The organism is Serratia sp. Res13-Sevr-LER1-36-b, assembly GCF_015673035.1.
In the GTDB taxonomy this organism is placed as follows: domain Bacteria; phylum Pseudomonadota; class Gammaproteobacteria; order Enterobacterales; family Enterobacteriaceae; genus Chania; species Chania fonticola_C.
Map to the genome: position 1 here is coordinate 128,594 of NZ_JADACK010000019.1, position 18,936 is coordinate 147,529.

16 protein-coding genes are annotated in these 18,936 nt (G+C 52.3%); 6 read left to right on the forward strand and 10 right to left on the reverse strand.

All coding sequences use genetic code 11. The annotated features are described in order from the left end of the window. Window positions 1-4 precede the first annotated feature (4 nt). The gene (locus IMQ33_RS13910) at window positions 5-883 is read left to right on the forward strand and encodes a LysR family transcriptional regulator (RefSeq protein ID WP_059199017.1); all 879 of its coding nucleotides are present in this window, start codon (window positions 5-7) and stop codon (window positions 881-883) included. Between the two features lie 198 nt (window positions 884-1,081). Further along, a complete protein-coding gene (locus IMQ33_RS13915) occupies window positions 1,082-2,809 on the forward strand; it encodes a SulP family inorganic anion transporter (protein ID WP_065684860.1) in 1,728 nt (575 codons plus the stop codon). A gap of 36 nt (window positions 2,810-2,845) precedes the next feature. On the opposite strand, the gene IMQ33_RS13920 is transcribed toward IMQ33_RS13915, so the two are convergent. The 6 genes from IMQ33_RS13920 to dcuC all read right to left on the reverse strand — a co-directional run bounded on the left by IMQ33_RS13920 (window position 2,846) and on the right by dcuC (window position 9,582). Further along, window positions 2,846-4,495, reverse strand: a complete 1,650-nt coding sequence (locus tag IMQ33_RS13920) for a Na+/H+ antiporter (protein ID WP_024483960.1) — start codon at window positions 4,493-4,495, stop codon at window positions 2,846-2,848. Between the two features lie 184 nt (window positions 4,496-4,679). Continuing rightward, on the reverse strand, window positions 4,680-6,041 hold the full coding sequence (locus tag IMQ33_RS13925) for an NCS2 family permease (protein WP_039995975.1): 1,362 nt from the start codon (window positions 6,039-6,041) through the stop codon (window positions 4,680-4,682). Between the two features lie 388 nt (window positions 6,042-6,429). After that, window positions 6,430-6,837, reverse strand: a complete 408-nt coding sequence (locus IMQ33_RS13930; protein ID WP_065684859.1) for a VOC family protein — start codon at window positions 6,835-6,837, stop codon at window positions 6,430-6,432. Window positions 6,838-6,883: 46 nt separating this feature from the next. Further along, window positions 6,884-7,552, reverse strand: a complete 669-nt coding sequence (locus tag IMQ33_RS13935) for a glutathione S-transferase family protein (protein WP_065684858.1) — start codon at window positions 7,550-7,552, stop codon at window positions 6,884-6,886. Next, window positions 7,549-8,004 (reverse strand): lipocalin-like domain-containing protein, encoded by a 456-nt coding sequence (locus tag IMQ33_RS13940; RefSeq protein ID WP_065684857.1) that lies wholly within the window; start codon window positions 8,002-8,004, stop codon window positions 7,549-7,551. The genes IMQ33_RS13935 and IMQ33_RS13940 overlap by 4 nt, the downstream gene beginning before the upstream one ends. 105 nt (window positions 8,005-8,109) lie before the next feature. Beyond that, on the reverse strand, window positions 8,110-9,582 hold the full coding sequence (gene dcuC, locus IMQ33_RS13945; RefSeq protein WP_065684856.1) for a C4-dicarboxylate transporter DcuC: 1,473 nt from the start codon (window positions 9,580-9,582) through the stop codon (window positions 8,110-8,112). A 204-nt stretch (window positions 9,583-9,786) separates the two neighbouring features. Here dcuC and IMQ33_RS13950 point away from each other — a divergent pair, with 204 nt between their 5' ends. Next, window positions 9,787-11,133 (forward strand): adenylosuccinate lyase family protein, encoded by a 1,347-nt coding sequence (locus IMQ33_RS13950; protein ID WP_024527996.1) that lies wholly within the window; start codon window positions 9,787-9,789, stop codon window positions 11,131-11,133. A 68-nt stretch (window positions 11,134-11,201) separates the two neighbouring features. Here the strand turns inward: IMQ33_RS13950 and IMQ33_RS13955 are convergent, their stop codons facing one another. After that, window positions 11,202-12,125: a LysR family transcriptional regulator gene (locus IMQ33_RS13955; RefSeq protein WP_196062353.1), complete on the reverse strand. Its 924-nt coding sequence runs from the start codon at window positions 12,123-12,125 to the stop codon at window positions 11,202-11,204. Between the two features lie 362 nt (window positions 12,126-12,487). Between IMQ33_RS13955 and IMQ33_RS13960 the strand changes: the two genes are divergently transcribed. Together IMQ33_RS13960 and IMQ33_RS13965 are read left to right on the forward strand one after the other, a co-directional pair. Continuing rightward, complete coding sequence (locus tag IMQ33_RS13960; RefSeq protein WP_065684854.1) at window positions 12,488-12,748, forward strand: YdgH/BhsA/McbA-like domain containing protein; 261 nt, start codon at window positions 12,488-12,490, stop codon at window positions 12,746-12,748. A 196-nt stretch (window positions 12,749-12,944) separates the two neighbouring features. Continuing rightward, window positions 12,945-13,694: a 3-oxoacyl-ACP reductase family protein gene (locus tag IMQ33_RS13965; RefSeq protein WP_196062354.1), complete on the forward strand. Its 750-nt coding sequence runs from the start codon at window positions 12,945-12,947 to the stop codon at window positions 13,692-13,694. Between the two features lie 58 nt (window positions 13,695-13,752). Here IMQ33_RS13965 and ssb1 read toward each other — a convergent pair whose 3' ends face one another. Next, entirely contained in the window at window positions 13,753-14,295 is a 543-nt protein-coding gene (gene ssb1 / locus IMQ33_RS13970; RefSeq protein WP_024483970.1) for a single-stranded DNA-binding protein SSB1, read from the reverse strand. 287 nt (window positions 14,296-14,582) lie between these two features. On the opposite strand from ssb1, the gene uvrA reads away from it, so the two are divergent. Then, a complete protein-coding gene (gene uvrA, locus IMQ33_RS13975) occupies window positions 14,583-17,411 on the forward strand; it encodes an excinuclease ABC subunit UvrA (RefSeq protein WP_024528000.1) in 2,829 nt (942 codons plus the stop codon). A gap of 230 nt (window positions 17,412-17,641) precedes the next feature. On the opposite strand, the gene IMQ33_RS13980 is transcribed toward uvrA, so the two are convergent. Both IMQ33_RS13980 and IMQ33_RS13985 read right to left on the reverse strand, forming a co-directional pair. After that, window positions 17,642-18,061 carry a DUF1090 domain-containing protein gene (locus IMQ33_RS13980; RefSeq protein WP_161739184.1) on the reverse strand — a complete coding sequence of 140 codons (420 nt, stop codon included), beginning with the start codon at window positions 18,059-18,061 and terminating at the stop codon, window positions 17,642-17,644. A gap of 376 nt (window positions 18,062-18,437) precedes the next feature. Continuing rightward, complete coding sequence (locus IMQ33_RS13985; protein ID WP_021180803.1) at window positions 18,438-18,791, reverse strand: MmcQ/YjbR family DNA-binding protein; 354 nt, start codon at window positions 18,789-18,791, stop codon at window positions 18,438-18,440. Between the last annotated feature and the right edge of the window lie 145 nt (window positions 18,792-18,936).

Sequence of the window (18,936 nt, forward strand, 5' to 3'; positions counted from 1 at the left end):
CAAAGTGGATGTCCGCACCCTGCGTTATTTTGTGGAAGTGGTCCGTCAGCAAAGTTTCACCCGCGCGGCTGAGAAACTGTTTGTTACCCAACCCACCATCAGCAAGATGTTGCGCCATCTGGAAGATGAGTTGGAGTGCACACTGCTGGTGCGCGAAGGGCGCAAGCTGCACCTCACCGACAGCGGGCAAGCGGTTTATCAGCGCGGTCTGGCGATCCTGGATGAGTTCCGCCAGTTGGAGGCCGAACTGGAGGACATCAGCTCGGTGAAAAAGGGGGTGCTGCGGCTGGGTATTCCACCGATGGTCGGCAGACAGATCGCCGGTTTGATCCGTCAGTTCCGCCAGACCTATCCGGGTATCGAACTGAAGATCTCCGAACTGGGCGGCCTTTCGGTTGAACAGGCGGTGTTAACCGGAGAGTTGGACCTGGCGATGACGATACTGCCCGCAGTATCTGACCAGCCGTTGACCTTTTTGCCCCTGCTAAGCCACCCGATGTGCGTAGTTGTGCCCAAGACGGCACACTGGCTCAACCGCACCAGCATCGCAATCAATGAGCTGGCCGAGTGGCCAATCCTGATTTATAACGAAGACTTCACGCTGTATAAAATGCTGATGGCAGCTTTTCAGCAGGCGGGCTTTGAACCCAAGATTGCCGTACGCAGCGGCCAGTGGGATTTTCTGGCTGCGATGGTGCAGGCCGGCGTGGGAATTGCCACTTTACCAGAGCCAGTCTGCCAATGGCTGGATAAAGAAAACCTGATCTGGCTGCCGCTGGAGCCACGAATGGAGTGGCAAGTGGGGCTGATCTGGCGCCAGGGCAGCTACCTTTCCCACAGCGCCCAGGCCTGGATTGCCTGCTGCCGGGAGTATTGGTCATAGGCGCATAAGATGAGGGGGATTAGCTTTTACTGACAACCCAGGGTCCCCCTATCATTCCATAACGGCAGCAAATTCACGTCATAATCCCCTGCTATACTTCGGCTAATGCTCACCCAAAATCACTAAAAAACCGCTGATTTACTCTTCCGGCCAACGAAAGAGACAGCATGCCCCTTTATTCAGCCGGATGGAAAAGATATGCAGCGGAAATCCCTCCAGAGTATCGCGCCTGGCCTGATGAACCTGCTCGCTTACGAGCGTAGCTGGTTGAAACCTGATATCCGAGCTGGCCTCTCGGTGGCGGCAGTGGCATTACCGGTGGCGATTGCCTACGCCGAGTTGGCTGGCGTGAGCGCCATCGTCGGGCTTTACTCCTGTATTCTACCGATGATCGCCTACGCCATTTTTGGCTCATCGCGTCAGCTTATCGTCGGGCCTGATGCAGCCACCTGCGCGGTCATCGCCGCAGTAGTCACTCCGCTAGCGGCTGGCCATACCGAACTGCACTGGCAATTGACCATCGTGATGACCCTGATGATGGGAACCTGGTGCCTGATTGCCAGCCGCTTCAAGCTGGGTGCCATTGCAGATCTGCTGTCACGCCCGATCCTCAATGGGTTGCTCAACGGCGTGGCGCTTACGATTATCGTCAATCAGATCAGCAAGATATTCGGGTTTGCCTCGCCCTCCAGCGAGCTGATTGAACGCATTTACGCACTGCCGGTTAACTTACTCAACAGCCATTGGCCCACGGTGCTTATGTCACTGCTGACGCTGCTGATCCTGCTTGGCGTCCACTATGCCCGGCCTAACTGGCCCGCCCCGCTGTTCGCCGTAGTGCTGACGACGGCGTTGACCTGGGCGGCGAATTTGCCACGCTTTGGCATTGATACGGTTGGGGGCTATACCGGTGGCGGTTTGCCCATGGTTTCATGGCCTGATTTTAAACCCGGGCTGCTGCGCGATCTGGTGATCCCGGCGCTCAACCTGGCCGTAGTCAGCTTTGTCAGCATGATGCTGACCACCAGGAGCTTTGCGGCAAAAAATGGCTACGAAGTTGACGCCGACAGTGAGTTTCGTGCGCTGGGGCTGGTGAATATCGTCTCCGGGCTTTCACAGGGATTCGCCATCAGCGGTGCCAACTCCCGTACCGCCGTTAACGATGCCAACGGCGGCAAAAGCCAGCTGGTCTCGGTGATTGCCGCGCTGGCGATCGCTCTGGTCGTGGCATTTTTTAGCGAGCCGCTGCAGTTTATCCCCATATCGGTACTCGGCGTGGTGCTGATTTACGCCTCTTGGTCGCTGCTGGATATGCGCAGCATTTTCCGGCTGCGCAAACGCAATCGCCCCGCGTTCTATCTGGCGCTGTTTACTTTCTTGAGCGTGCTGCTGGTAGGGATCATTCCCGGCATTGGGCTGGCGGTGCTGCTGGGTCTGTTGCAGTTTCTACAGACGGTTTTCCGGCCCACCGAGCAGCTACTGGGGGTCAACGCAGACGGTATGATCCATTCGCTGGGTAAGAGCAACGGCGTCCAGCCGGTCGATGGCGTGCTTATGTACCGCTTTAATTCGCCGTTGACCTACTTTAACGTCGCCTATTTCAAGCGGCGGATCACCAATCTGGTAGATGGATCGCAGGACCAGCCACGTTGGGTGGTGATTGACGCGGTGGCCAGCTTCACCCATGCGGATATCAGCGTGCTCGCGGCCGTCGAAGAATTGAAGCGGGATCTGCAACTGCGGGGGATCGGCCTGGTACTTGCAGGCCGCCGTACCGAGCTGACACGTTGGTTTCGCCTGGATCGCTCCGGCAGCAAGGAGAATAAACTGATCCTGGTTCCCGACCTGTATCTGGCGTTAAAGCTGATCCAAAGCAAGGAGAGTAAAGCGCAAGGGGAACGAGATGCCGAAGCCTTGGCTGAGTAAGATAGGGGCCGCATAGCGGCCCCCTTAAAGATGTGGTTAGCCTTCTCGCTCAACCAGCAAGGCTTCCAGCAGATCGAGATCGTGCAGCAGTTTTTGCAGCGTCTCGTTGCTGATTTTTTGCGTGGCGCGCAGGTGATAAAGCTCACCACGCTCCGCCCGCAAGGCGGTCAAACGGAAACGCCGCTCGAGGTTTTCCAGCGCCAGCGCATTTTCGATATCATCTTTACTGGCAATACGCCGCCGCAACATTCCGGTCACCCTGGAACTGACCTCTTTGAGCACCTGCGGATCGAGGTTTTCCTCGGTGTCTGCCACCAGCCGTTCTTCCATCTTGTTGATGCTCTCAATCGCCACCTCGGCAGCCATGGCAATCGCCATGCGCTCTTCGGTCTTGCTGGCGCTCTTGTCTGCGACATGCACCCCGCGCAGCAATAACGGCAACGCCAGTACGCCAACGATCAGTGACAGCAAGATCACCCCGGCGGCGATAAACACCAGCTGATAGCGCGCCGGGAAGGCGGTGCCATCGCTAAGTAACAGCGGGATAGAGAGCACACCGGCCAGCGTAATCGCCCCACGTACGCCAGCGAAAGAAGCGACCCACAACTCACGTATGCTGTAATCGCCAAACTGTAGAGGGCGCTTTTTCATAAAGCGATTGCTGGCCTTTTTCATCACCCACAACCAGCTGAAACGCAGCACCAGCAGCGCGGCGTAGATAATCGCCACGTCGGTGAACAGATACCAGGTCTCGATAGTGGGATCCAGTTCAGCCTGCACAATCGAGGTTTCCAGGATCCCCGGCAGTTGCAGCCCCAACATGATGAACACCATGCCGTTGAACACGAACTCCAGCATCGCCCAGACGCTGTTAGCGCGCAAACGCATGGCCAGTGGTGCGTTACGGATCACGCCAGACTGGCTGATGGTCATCCCCGCCGCGACGGCAGCCAGAATGCCTGACACGCCGATATGTTCGGCAATCAGATAGGAGGCAAAAGGCAACAGCAGCAGCAACACAATCTGCGTGGCCGGATCGTCTCCGCTCCAACGGCTCATCACGCGCAGCGATTTACTGTAGGTCCAGGTCACCGCCACACCGGCGAGCAGACCACCGATCGCCACCTTCAGAAACTCCATGGAGGCACCACCGACGGTGAACACCATGGTGCCCATCGCCACCGCGATGGCAAATTTTAACGATACCAGGCCGGAAGCGTCATTCATCAACGCCTCGCCTTCCAGCACACTCATGATGCTTCTGGGAATGCGCCCTTTGCCAACAATACCACCCAGTGCAACGGCATCGGTAGGTGACAACACCGCCGCCAGCGCAAACGCAGCAACCAACGGAATACCCGGTACCATCATGTAAATGAGGTACCCAACGCCGACAACGGTGATCAACACCAGCACCAATGCCAGCCCCAGTATTTCACGCCCGTGGTGCAGGAATTCGCGTGTCGGTGTTTTCCAACCATCGGCAAACAGCAATGGCGGAATAAACAGCACTAAAAACAGTTCAGGGTCAAAATCAACGTGCAGCCCGAAATTCGGCCAGGCTAACAGGGCCCCAATGGCAATTTGCATCAAGGGTAACGGGATCTGGAACGGCAACATGCGTGTTACCACCCCAGACAGGGAGACCACCAGGATCAAGATGAGGATTGTAAAAAATATTTCCATGCTTTCCTTAGACTCTTAAGTTCAGATCACCAAAGCGCGCGGGTAATAGTGTCCGAATAGTAGATCACTTTTTTTCTCAGTTATAAAGCTTGTTGTGCCTTTCAAAACACGTCGCAGCAAATAGGGAGAATAGTCTGAAGGAAATGAACAACGGGGCCAAAGGATGGCCCCGTAGAAGGAAAGCTTAAATTGCCCAACCACCCGCATAGAATGCCACCAGCGCAACCGCGATTAACACGGTACCGATGTTCAGCCTGCGCCATTCACCAGAGAACACGCGGCCAATCACCAGCGAGCTGAAGCCCAGCATGATGCCAGTCACGATGTTACAGGTCAGCACGATAAACACCGCGCACAGCAAACCGGCCATGGCGTCGACAAAGTCGTCGAAATCCAGCTTGGTGACGTTGCTCAACATCAGCAGGCCAACGTACATCAGCGCAGGAGCGGTGGCGTACACTGGCACCAGGTAGGACAGCGGCGACAGGAACAGGATCAGCAGGAACAACAGCCCGACCACGGTGGCCGTCAGACCGGTTTTACCGCCTGCCGCCGTACCTGCAGCAGATTCGATATAAACCGCGGCAGGTGCAGCCCCAACCAATCCGGAGAAGATGCTGCTCAGGGAGTCAGAAGTCAGCGCTTTGCCACCGTTAATGATCTGGCCATCTTTATCCAGCAGATTGGCCTGCCCAGCGACCGCACGGATGGTGCCCGTGGCGTCGAACACCGCAGTCATTACCAATGCCAATACGCTCGGCAGCACCACCGGTTGTAACGCCCCCATGATATCCAGGCTGAAGATCAGCGATTTACCATCTGGCCCCGCCAGGCTAGGCATGGCAAATAGCCCTTGATATTTCACCGCAGGATCAAAAATCAGACCGATAACCGAAATGGCAATAATGACCAGCAAGATGCCGCCTGGCACACGCAGTTTTTCCAGGCCGAAGATCACCGCCAACCCGATTAACGTCATCACCACTGGAAACGAGGTAAATGCCCCCAGCGCGACCGGCAAGCCATCCAGCGGATTTTTCACCACCAGGCCGACACCGTTAGCCGCGATCAACAGCAGGAACAGGCCGATACCAATACCGGTGCCATGCGCCACTCCCATTGGCAGGTTACGCAGGATCCAGGAACGGATACCGGTAATCGAGATGATGGTAAACAGGATCCCCATCAGGAATACCGCGCCCAGCGCCACGGGAATGCTGATCTGCTGACCCAGCACCAGGCTAAAGGCGGTGAACGCCGTCAGTGAAATGGCACAACCAATCGCCATCGGCAGGTTGGCCCACAGGCCCATCAGCAACGACCCCAACCCGGCAACCAGGCAGGTGGCAACGAATACCGCAGTCGGTGGGAAACCGGCTTTACCCAGCATGCTGGGAACCACGATCACCGAGTAGACCATCGCCAGGAAGGTGGTTAACCCTGCCACCACTTCCTGACGCACGTTGGTACCCCGTGCTGTAAGTTTAAAATACGCATCAAGCCCGCCTTTGGGTGTCACGGCGTTATTTGCTTGAGAATTCGACATGTTGCTGTCCCCTGTTTTTCATTGCTGCCAGCCTGGATGAAATGGCTTGTTATCCCACTGATGCATGGTCATTACGAAACCGTTTCCGTCACGTTCGCTTCCTTACCCTTCAGGAACGCGGCAACAGACGCCGTGTAAAAGGCAAACGTTTAACTCTCATCGCATGCAGCGGGTGATTTATGATGGTCTTATCCCCAAAAATCCCAAACGCTACCGGGTGGGATTTTCAAGGCAAACGATTATCTAGCCTTCTATGCCGTCTGATCAACTAAAGATCGCGACAATTTATGCGAAAACGTATTGGGATCGCTCATTGTTGAAGAAGTGAGGTTTATCACATTACGACCTGAAGAGGAGAGATCGCCCCGACAGCTTGGGGCGGAAAAGATTATTGCGATTGCATCGCCTGCTCATCCATGTACATCAACTCCCAGATATGACCATCCAAATCCTGGAAGCCATGGCCATACATAGCGCCGTAATCCTGTGGCTGATTATAGGTATTGCCGCCAGCGGCAATGGCTTTGCGTACCAACGCATCTACCGCAGCACGGCTGGGTTGCGACAGGCAAATCAGCACTTCCGTCGCTTTGTTGGCATCACTGACAGGATTGGGGGTAAATAGCTGGAATTTCTCGTGAGTCAGCAACATCACGTAAATACTCTCACTCACGACCATGCAGGCGGCAGTATCATCGGTAAACTGCGGGTTGAAGATAAACCCCAGTTGTCGGAAGAACTCGATAGAAGCGGGCAAATTGCTGACGGGCAGGTTAACAAAAATTTGCGTAGCCATGGGCTACCTCCTATGAAAGTGACCCTATCGAGTATAGTTCAAGCCTTCAACCCAGTACGCTAAACGGCCCACCCTGTTCCAGAGCCCGCTGATACGCAGGACGCGCGTGAATGCGTTGCAGATAGCCTTGCAGTTTCGGGCACCCGTCCAACCCGCCTCGCCCTGCTAACGCCTCCACCGGGAAACTCATCTGGATATCCGCAGCGCTGAATTCATTGCCTACAAACCAGGTGCTTTTATTCAAGTGTTGCTCCAGATAATCGCGATGCGTGGCAATCTGCTTATCCAGATACTCTTTCTGTACCCCTTTGCCGATCGCCCCGGCAACCGGGCGTATCACCCATGGGATTGGCGGGTGTCCTAAACGGCTAAACACCAGTTTCATTACCAGCAGCGGCATCAACGACCCTTCTGCATAGTGCAGCCAATAGCGATACTCCTGGCGAGCGTGGAAATCCGTGGGAGTGAATAACCCTTGTGCATCATAGGCCTCCTGCAGATATTCTATAATGGCGCCCGACTCCGCCAGCGTCAGATCGCCGTCTACTACTACCGGCGATTTACCCAACGGGTGGATCTTTTTCAACTCGGGCGGTGCCAACATGGTGGTCTTATCACGTTGATAACGCAGAACCTGATAGGGAACACCGAGCTCCTCCAGGAACCACAAGATGCGCTGCGAACGCGAGTTATTCAGATGATGCACGATAATCATGATTTTTCTCCCTCAGCGGCCTGGAGCCGTTGCCACACCAATTCGCCAATCTGCACGCGGTTATCCAGCTGCAACGGTACGGTGCGTAATGTGAGTTTATCGTCAGTGAAACTGTAGAAGCGGATCTGCTGGCTACCCAGCCAGTTGGGGAACGAACAGCCCTCGACCCGATGAATGACGCACTGTTTACCTTCATCAATCCGATAGCGGCCAAAGTAACAAAGCATATTCACAAAGGCAGGGCGGATCTCTCGATCGCAGCCCTGCGCCAAATCCTCCGAGGCAAACCTTGGCCGCGTTGCGCTATAGAGCTGCGCTGCCATGGTGCCGTTGGCCTCATAGTTGAGCCGCCCCAACACCTGCTCGCCCAAAGGGTGATGTATAGCCCCATCCTCCCCTTTGAATATGGAAGAAACCAGCGCCCAACTGCCAATAAACTGGTCTGCCATCATCACATACCCCTCTTAAACGCCCTGGTTAAAAGGTAGTTGTGATTTCAACTATCGCCAATGATGCCTATGATTGAGTTTGATGATCTGCCCCCCAGCCTTATTCACTCACAAATAGGACAGAGAAAGCACCATCATCAGGACATAGGCAATGGTTAATTGCACACAGTTTCTTTTGATTATCTGGAACGGCGTGACCCCTACGAAGCCAGACACGGCGATAATAACGCCTGAAATTGGCGAAAAGCTCCGTCCTAAACTGGCTGAAAAATGCAGCGGCACCAACATCTTAAACACCGAAATACCCGCACCTTTCGCCACTTCAGCACTAAGAGGAGCAAAGGCATTAAACACCGTCCCGGTCCCCATGATCACTGAGCCACAGAAAATCAATAAACTAAACAGAACGACGATGACCGTGGCATAGTGACCCTCATTAGGAATAAAGCCAAACAGCGTATCAATAAAGCCAATTTTTATAATCCCCGCCACCAAAACCTGAGCACAAAGCAGAATAGAGACCACGGTAATAAAAGACTGCCCCATCTGATCGAATAGCCCAAGCACCTTATCAGTTGATTTCTTGAGGTCGAAGGTTCTGATTGAATCAATCAGGAAAGCAATAAAGAACGATAAAATAATCGCCGAAACCACATCAATTTTAATTTGCAAATAAGAGGGGAGATACTCCTCCACCAGACTGGAGAAAACGAAGAGAATGATCATTGGAACGACAGGCAGCAGAGCATAGTACGTCGGAACATGCTTGGAAATGTCAGCGTCCTTGGCATGATTTTCGTTATCATCTTCATTTACAGCTTCTTTTCTGTCCCAGTATGCCTGCATCACCATATGAGATATCCCGATGACAACGAAGAGGATGGCAACAATAGGAACCTGCTTATCCACAAAGAATGAAAACAGGTCATATCCAGTGAGTTCGGAAATCAGCACGCTCCCGGTAGCGGATGGCCCATAGTCAATACATATGCCAGAGGCAATCACTGAGGCTACAGCCGCTTTTGAACATCCAATAGAACGTAAAACCGGATATAGCGTTGTGAGCATCAAGAGAGCCAACCCTGAAGGGCTTGAAATAAACAAGGCTAAAACCTGCATCAGGATATAACAACAGCCTAAAAGTACGTACTTCGCATTGATTCTCTTGAGGGGCTTAATACAAACCCCGACCAGTTTTGCCGACGCGCCAATATCGTTCATGTATCTTGAAAAGCCGGCAATAACCATAATAATCAAGCCAAGCTTGGAAATACTATCGGAAAAAAGCACTTTTATTTCAACGAAAATATCAATGAATTTGGAACCAGACGCTGCCTTGGTAATACTGACATCAGGAAAGGCAATGACCGTTGCTATCAAGAGAATAATGCCCCCGGTTAAAATCACAGCTTGAGCATAGTATTTCTTCGCGATGCCAGCGCAAACCAACACAATCACCAGAAAGGTGATAGCAAGAATAAAGGGCTTGTCACCGAACAGGTGCTTCAACGCGCCCAGCGCTATTAACCCCATGATAATAAACAACATCGTTTTAGCTTGATTCAACATTACCCTTTGCATGATGACTCACCTTTGCATGAAGTAGCACCCGACAACTATCATTACCTTTATGATATGATCACATAACAAATAAAACATGTGATAACGATCTCAAAAGCAATAAAACGCAATAAAACGGCAGTTACCGGTTGACTACGCTGCTTTTTCACACCAATAATCAAAAAAGGAATACATACATAACCAAAATGTAATGAGAGGTATGTTATGAATACGGGTATGTTCGAATCATGCATCACAGGTCACTGGTTCAATCCCCAAGCTGTTGAACTGTGGTCTGATGTTAAAACTATACAAGCATGGCTAGATGTCGAAGCGGCTCTTGCTCAAGCACAGGCAAAACTGGGGATCATCCCCGAAGAGTGTGCGCAAAAAATTACTCAATCCGCTAACGCAGATTTGCTGAACATTGACGCTATCAAGCAAGGGATCCGGGAAACTTGCCACCCGTTCGTACCTGTCTTGAGAGAGTTTGAACGTGTCTGTGGCAAACAAGCTGCAGGCTATATTCACTGGGGGGCCACGACTCAAAACATCTTTGATACGGCTGCGTCTTTACAGCTTCGTGCCAGCCATAAGCTCATCACCGGTTATCTGGAAAAGGCATTGCTCTCTTTTTCCGCACTGGCTTTAAAATCAAAGAGCTACACCCAGGCGGGAAGAACTCATGGGCAGCACGCCCTGCCAATCACTTTTGGCTTTAAGGTCGCGTCATGGTTTGCTGAACTTCAGCGCATCAAAAGCAGGCTCTCCAATGCCACGTCAGAGGCTTTTACTGTCAGCCTGGGAGGGGCTGTAGGAACCTTCTCCGCCATGGAAGGCAAAGGTCGGGAGATTCAAGAGGGCATGGCTGCCTTACTTAATCTGACATCCAACACGATCCCGGTACGCACCTCCAGCGACTCACAAACACATTACGTCGCCATTCTTGGGCAATTGGCGAGCTTTACTGAAAAGGTCGCTCAGGAAATCATTTTCTTGCAGAGAACGGAACTGGCCGAACTGGAAGAAAGTTTCCATCATGGCAAAGTTGGCAGCTCCACGATGGCCCAGAAGCGTAACCCGCAAAATGCGCAAAACCTGGTTGGCCTATCACAATTGCTACGCGCTCGTGTTCCCCTATCATACATGGCGATGATCAAAATGAATGAAGGTGACGCTGCGGAAAGTAATGTGATGGATGTCACGCTTCCCGAAGTGGCTATTCTAGCAGTCTCGATCAGTGAAAATCTGTTTAAACTGATCGATGGATTACAGGTTTATCCGGAAAAAATGCTGGAAAACATCAAGCTGACCAAAGGCCTTATTCTCTCAGAATCTATCATGATGGCTCTTGCCAAAGATATTGGCCGTGCCGAAGCACACCATATATTGTACGAAGCCGCCATGGAGTCGGTGTTAACTGGCGCAGCGTTTTCCGATTGCATTCGTGCTCAACTCATCAAGGAAGATGTCGTTGCAACAATAGATATCGATAAATTACTTGATGAGGCAAGCTATATCGGGGAAGCCGAGAGCTGTGTTGATTTTGTCTTGCAAAATGTAAAAAGATAAACAGCGCTTTACCCATGCTGCCACAGGTCTATCCGAAGGGCTCATTTATATATCAATGAGCTCTTTCTTCATTTTGACAAATGTTGTATAGACTGCAAATGATCAGTCACATACTCTACGTAATCACTGCAGTAGGGGTTTAAGATATTGGGCAGATAGAAAAAGGCCATTTCATCGTAAATCTCCACATCAATGTCTTTGACAATGATGTTATCGTTGAACTGATGGATGACTGGGAAATTTGGCGCCAAACATAACCCCAGGTTTTCATTGACAAAATTCAGGGCCACCAGCGAATCCGACACCTCTGCTATAACGTTGGTTTCCACACCAGAACCACTGAATGCTTTCATAATTTTGGAAAACAAAATATTCCTTGTGGTATACATGATAATATTTCTGAAATTAAAATCTGAAAGCACCAGCTTTTCTTTCTTTGCCAACTCATGATTTTTGTGCATCATACACACAATTTTGGATTTAAATATTGGCTCTATCGTTAATTCTGCCAGGTTGTTATTTATATCCGCATTTGCCAGTGCAATATCGGCCCGCCCTTCTCTGAGCAAATTCATCATATCGACAGAATTCACCACGCTAAATGAGACTTTGACATTACTTCTTTCTTTAGCATAGCGAGCTGTCAGGGGGGCGAGATAGGAATACGCAATGGTTGGGGTCGTGATCACTTTTAACGTCTTGCTGGACTTACTGGCCCAATTGTTATCATCTATTCTCTCGAGGGAGTTAAAGATATTAACAATTTCCTCATAGAAAAACAGAGCATCTTTGGTGGGGTTCAGGCGCCCTTTCTCACGGGTAAATAGTGTCTTACCCAACTTTTCTTCAATACTGGCCACCGCCTTACTGACTGCGGGTTGGCTTATTCCAAGGGACTCAGCAGCCTGGGTCGCAGAACCTTTTTCAATAATAGCCTTGATAATTTCAAAATCTCTCAAAGAGGCCGATCTTATCGATAGATTATTCTTCATGCCTGCTTCCCGATACATAGCTTAACGTTAGTGGGCTGACCTAACTGGTTGGTCATTGTAACAAGGAAAATGAGTAAAACTGAAGAAGAAACAAGCCTCAGCGCCTGTTCGCCTAAAGGATAATGTGTTGCCCCCCTCCCCTTTAGATACCCAATAAATCGTGCCGCCTTCATGATAGACACTTCTCAAGTGGCCAGTTAGCAGATAGCTACCCTTTCAACTTTCGCCCCCTCTCAATGATTCAGTTTATTTGATGTAGATACTCAAAACTATCCGATTTTCCATTCCCGCCAAGTGGCCTATCATTCAACACATCGAGAGACAACAGCCTCTCACCTAACAAAACCCCTGAGGATTGAATCATGAAAAGCATCAAAATTTTTGCTACTGCTGTACTGTTAACTTCCGCTTCTTTCGCCAGCATTGCCGCTGACCAGCTCACCAGCCAACCTGCTGCCGACGCACAAAAAATCGGTGTGGTTTCCGTAAGCGGTGCCAGCAACCTGAGCGCTCTGGAAGCCGAACTGGCAAGCAAAGCCGCCGCATCCGGTGCCAACTCTTACCGCATCGTGTCCGCCGGTGGCCAGAACAAGCTGTACGGCACCGCAGAAATCTTTAACTAATCGTCAGATTATGAGCCCCGCAAGGGGCTTTTCGCGTTTTAACCGGTAGTAAAAACCGGAACAACCAGACTACTCTATAATGTAACCCATCCCCGCCAGCCAACCGGCACATGGCCCATTTTGGCAATCCCCTGCCTGCGTTTTCCCAGATACTGCAGTTGCTATTTATCACCATCACAACTTTTGGAGAGATATCATGTCGGTAACCCAAATTCTGTCAGGCCGAGTGGCTTTTGTCCAAGGTGGTTCACGCGGTATCGGTGCAGCCATCGTTAAGCGCTTGGCACGTGAAGGCGCAACCGTCGCTTTCACCTACGTTTCATCCTCCGATAAAGCCGATGAGGTGGTTGAAGCTATTACGACCGCTGGCGGTCAAGCCATTGCCATCCGTGCAGACAGTGCCGACGCTGAGGCTCTGCAACTGGCGATACGCCAGACGGTAAACAGCTTCGGCAAGCTGGATATTCTGGTGAACAACGCGGGCGTGCTGGCAATGGGTAGTCTGGCGGAATTGTCGTTAGCAGATCTGGATCGCACGCTGGCCGTTAACGTCCGCAGCGTATTTGTCGCCAGCCAGGAAGCAGCACGCCATATGAACGACAACGGTCGCATTATCAATATCGGCAGCACCAACGCCGAGCGCATGCCGTTTGCCGGTGGGGCGATCTACGCCATGAGCAAGTCGGCGCTGGTTGGTTTAACCAAGGGCATGGCTCGCGATCTGGGCTCGCGCGGCATTACCGTCAATAACGTCCAGCCCGGCCCGGTAGATACCGATATGAACCCGGCAGATGGCGATTTTGCCGAACTGTTGAAACCGATGATGGCCGTTGGCCGTTATGGTAAGGATGAAGAGATTGCCAGCTTTGTGGCTTATCTGGCGGGGCCAGAGGCGGGATATATCACCGGAGCCAGCCTGACGATTGACGGTGGCTTCTCGGCGTAATGCCTTCTAAAGTAAAAAAGCCCCAAAAAGGGGCTTTTCGTTTTGAACCTGAAGACAATCAGAACGGAATATCGTCGTCAAAGTCCATTGGCGGTTCGTTGCTGGCCGCTGGTGCGCTGTTTTGCGCTGGGCGAGCCTGCTGCTGTTGACCACCGCTGAACTGGTTGCCACCCTGTGGCTGCTGAGGTTGACCCCAACCGCCCTGCTGGCCACCTGCTGGAGCGCCGCCACCTGCTGGAGCACCACCACCTTGGCGGCCACCCAACATCTGCATGGTGCCACCCACGTTGACCACGATTTCGGTGGTGTATTTTTCTACGCCCGCCTGATCGGTCCATTTACGGGTCTGCAATGCACCCTCGATGTAAACCTGGGAACCTTTACGCAGGTATTCACCCGCCACTTCTGCCAGCTTGCCGAACAACACCACGCGGTGCCATTCCGTTTTTTCTTTCTGCTCGCCAGTAGCCTTGTCACGCCAGCTTTCGGAGGTCGCCAGGGTAATGTTGGCAACTGCGCCGCCATTAGGCATGTAACGGACCTCAGGGTCTTGACCCAGATTCCCGACCAAAATTACTTTGTTTACGCCTCTGCTGGCCATGTTCGATCTCCCGATGAGTCATTTAAGTGGATTCAGACCACATTTTGGATAGTCTAAACCACAAATTGTAGCATGCCACCTGCTTAGATTATACCTGCGAAGTGCCTTCCAAAAATGTCTCTGCGAACGACCTTGTTGCATTCGTATACTGGATATTCATTCAGGTTTTTTTGTGCCATAATTATGCGTTTCGTACTGGCCGAGCCGTTTTTTTGCGCAATAGATCACATAATCGCCCACAAAAGAACGCAGACAGGCGCGGTGTATCATCAAGACGGGAAGTGTAAATGGACAATATCGAAGTTCGTGGTGCTCGAACCCACAATCTCAAAAACATCAACCTGATTATCCCGCGCGACAAGCTGATCGTCGTTACCGGTCTATCAGGTTCCGGCAAGTCCTCACTGGCTTTTGATACACTGTATGCCGAGGGGCAGCGGCGCTACGTTGAATCGCTCTCTGCCTACGCTCGCCAGTTTCTTTCGCTGATGGAAAAACCGGACGTCGACCATATTGAAGGTCTGTCCCCGGCGATCTCCATCGAGCAAAAATCGACCTCGCATAACCCGCGCTCCACGGTCGGGACCATTACCGAGATCCACGATTACCTGCGCCTGCTGTTTGCCCGCGTCGGCGAACCGCGTTGCCCGGATCACCACGTTCCGTTGGCGGCACAAACCGTCAGCCAGATGGTGGATAACGTGCTCAACCAGCCGGAAGGCAAACGCCTTATGCTGTTGGCACCGGTGGTGAAAGATCGTAAGGGCGAACACACCAAAACGCTGGAAAACCTGGCAACCCAGGGCTATATCCGCGCGCGCATCGACGGTGAAGTGTGCGATCTCTCCGATCCGCCAAAGCTGGAGCTGCAAAAGAAACACACCATTGAAGTGGTGGTGGACCGTTTCAAAGTGCGTGACGATCTGGCACAGCGTTTGGCCGAGTCGTTTGAAACCGCATTGGAACTGTCCGGCGGTACCGCCGTCGTCGCCGATATGGATGACGAAAAGGCCGATGAACTGCTGTTCTCCGCCAACTTTGCCTGCCCCATCTGCGGCTACAGCATGCGCGAGCTGGAACCCCGGCTGTTCTCGTTCAACAACCCAGCCGGCGCCTGCCCAACCTGTGACGGACTGGGCGTGCAGCAGTTCTTCGATCCTGAACGTGTGGTACAGAACCCCGAGCTTTCTCTGGCCGGTGGCGCTATCCGCGGTTGGGACCGTCGTAACTTCTATTATTTCCAGATGCTGCGCTCGCTGGCGGAGCACTATAGCTTTGATGTAGAAGCCCCGTTCAGCAGCCTGGATGCCAACGTGCAGAAAGCGGTACTGAGCGGTTCGGGCAAAGAGTCGATCGAATTCAAATACATCAACGATCGCGGTGACACCACCGTGCGCCGCCATCCGTTTGAAGGCGTGCTGCATAATATGGAGCGTCGCTACAAAGAGACCGAATCCAGCGCGGTGCGCGAAGAGCTGGCCAAATTTATCAGCAACCGTCCTTGCGCCTCATGCCGTGGCACACGCCTGCGTGAAGAAGCCCGTAACGTGTTCGTGGAAGATACTACGCTGCCGGAGATCTCTGAGCTCAGCATCGGCCATGCCATGACCTTCTTCCAGAATATGAAACTGAGCGGTCAACGTGCCCAGATCGCCGAGAAGGTGTTGAAAGAGATCGGCGATCGTCTGAAGTTCCTGGTTAACGTCGGGCTGAACTACCTTTCACTGTCACGCTCTGCGGAAACGCTGTCCGGTGGTGAAGCCCAGCGTATTCGCCTGGCAAGCCAGATCGGTGCTGGCCTGGTAGGCGTGATGTACGTGCTGGATGAGCCTTCCATTGGCCTGCACCAGCGCGATAACGAACGCCTGCTGGAAACCCTGATCCACCTGCGTAATCTGGGCAACACGGTGATCGTGGTAGAGCACGACGAAGACGCGATCCGCGCGGCCGACCACGTGATCGATATCGGCCCTGGTGCCGGTGTTCACGGCGGCCAGGTGGTAGCGGAAGGTACCGTCGATGACATCATGGCCCAACCGGATTCACTGACCGGCCAGTTCCTTAGCGGCAAGCGCTCAATCGCCATTCCGGCCGAACGCGTGCCCGCCGATCCGACCAAGGTGCTGAAACTCAGCGGCGCACGCGGCAACAACCTGAAAGACGTGACGCTCACGCTGCCTGTCGGGCTGTTTACCTGCATTACCGGCGTTTCCGGTTCCGGCAAGTCAACGCTGATCAACGATACGCTGTTCCCGATCGCCCAACGCCAGCTCAACGGTGCAACCATTGCCGAAGCGGCTCCTTACCGCGAAGTGACCGGTCTGGAACATTTCGACAAGGTGATCGATATCGATCAGAGCCCAATTGGCCGTACACCACGCTCTAACCCGGCCACCTATACCGGGATCTTCACCCCGGTGCGTGAACTGTTTGCCGGGGTACCTGAATCCCGTACCCGTGGCTATACGCCGGGCCGTTTCAGCTTTAACGTCAAGGGCGGCCGCTGCGAAGCCTGCCAGGGCGATGGCGTGATCAAGGTAGAGATGCACTTCCTGCCGGATATCTACGTGCCTTGCGATCAGTGCAAAGGCAAACGCTATAACCGCGAAACGTTGGAAGTGAAGTACAAGGGTAAAAACATCCACGAGGTGCTGGAAATGACCATTGAGGAAGCCCGTGACTTCTTCGATGCCGTACCCGCCTTGGCGCGTAAGCTGCAAACGTTGATGGAGGTTGGGCTTTCCTATATCCGTCTCGGGCAGTCGGCCACCACCCTTTCCGGTGGTGAAGCGCAGCGTGTGAAACTGGCGCGTGAGCTGTCGAAACGGGGCACTGGCCAGACGCTGTATATTCTTGATGAACCCACCACCGGCCTGCACTTCGCCGATATCCAGCAGTTGCTGGCGGTGCTGCATCAGTTACGCGATCAAGGCAACACCATCGTGGTGATTGAACACAACCTGGACGTCATCAAAACGGCGGACTGGATCGTCGATCTGGGGCCGGAAGGCGGCAGCGGCGGCGGTGAGATCCTGGTGTCCGGCACACCGGAAACCGTGGCCAACTGTAAAGAGTCCCATACCGCGCGATTCCTGAAACCGATGTTGCAGAGATAAAACCGTGGCCAACATGCCGAACACCCAAGCTCGGCGTGTTGGCCGTTATTACGGCGCAACCTGGGGACAGCAATAAGTTTCCACCTTAGAAAGGCGGGAGCGGATTTGGGGTTTTAACTGTCACACGGATAGGTAAAACGCTTAACGTGCCGACTCAGTGGCCAAATCACTCTCACCGCCAAAACTCGGCATTATTTATCTGAGGCTAACATCTGCTCATATCGGCCAGGTTATCCTCCCCATGCCTGCACCTGCTTCAATTCAAATTCGGCTTCGGCTAGTTTTCTCTGTCGCTTAGCAATTTTGCTCGGCTTGCCTTTGAGCTGGGCTTCATGCAGCTCTTGTTTTCTTTTTTCTACTTTTCGTTGCTTCTTGGCAATTTGATACTGGCGATCAAATTCAAACGGCTGAGCGGCTGGCGCATAATCGTATCTATTATAACGACCTTGATAACTACCGTGGCAGTAGGTCTGCACATTGGCCAAGGCCCGATTAAGCCCCTCAACACGATGGACATTGCCATAACGCGTCGCGTAATCGAGCTGCTCTCGCAATTTTTGTTCTTTTATTGCACAATTTGGCGAAGCTAATGATAACGAGGAATAAACGAGCAGCGGCAGTACCAAAAATATTGAATGATGCAGTTTCATAGTTAAATTTCCTTTTAGCAGGTTCCCCCTAGGGATCCCTTATCCTTATTTGCCTTTAAGCAGATTAATATAGACGCATTAATAACACAGTCATAATTTAGATTCCAATGAGAACTCTCTTAATTAACTGCGCCGTACTATTGTAAATAAATTATCAACCTATTTTCATCAGTCTTTAAATTATTACCAATTAATATAAAATCATCCAATCAGCGGGATTAAACACAAAAAAACCTTGCCAATCCTGTTTCTCAGAACTAAATAACGCAGTAAACAATATTGACCTACAAAATAAAATTTCCCCATAGATATCGGGGTACGTAGTCCTCTTGGCCTGTCGCCACTCTTGAGCCAACAGGCCTGGCCACCTATAAATTCAAATGCGCAGCTCTTGGCGCACCTGATCGGGCAACCCTTCCAGCACCAACCGATATGAGCTGTCTATCAAGTGATAAAACTGCGAGTTGGGCAGGTTGCCATCCAGAAATACTGCGTTCCAATGGGCTTTATTCAGATGTTCGCAGGGGACGATTTCCGGATGCTGCTCACGCAGGCTTTCCGCCAGTTCCGGGCTGCTTTTGATCGCCAACGCCGGGCGACCCTGCACTTCACACACCATAGCGAACATGACATCACCCACCTTGATCTGGCTGGCCTGCCATTGGTTTTGATCGCTTTGGTGTGCGCCAGGTTTCGCCATGCAGTATTCCAGCAGTGCTGAGTTATTCATTGGGTTATTCCCCGAAAGACACAATGCGGCGCGAACCACTGTGAGTATGCTGTTGCCAGCCAGATACCCTGCCAGTCAGCTAGAGAACCGCGCCTGGTCGCTGAAAGCAAGGCTTTATGGCGCATACGAAAAGTCTGAGCGCCCT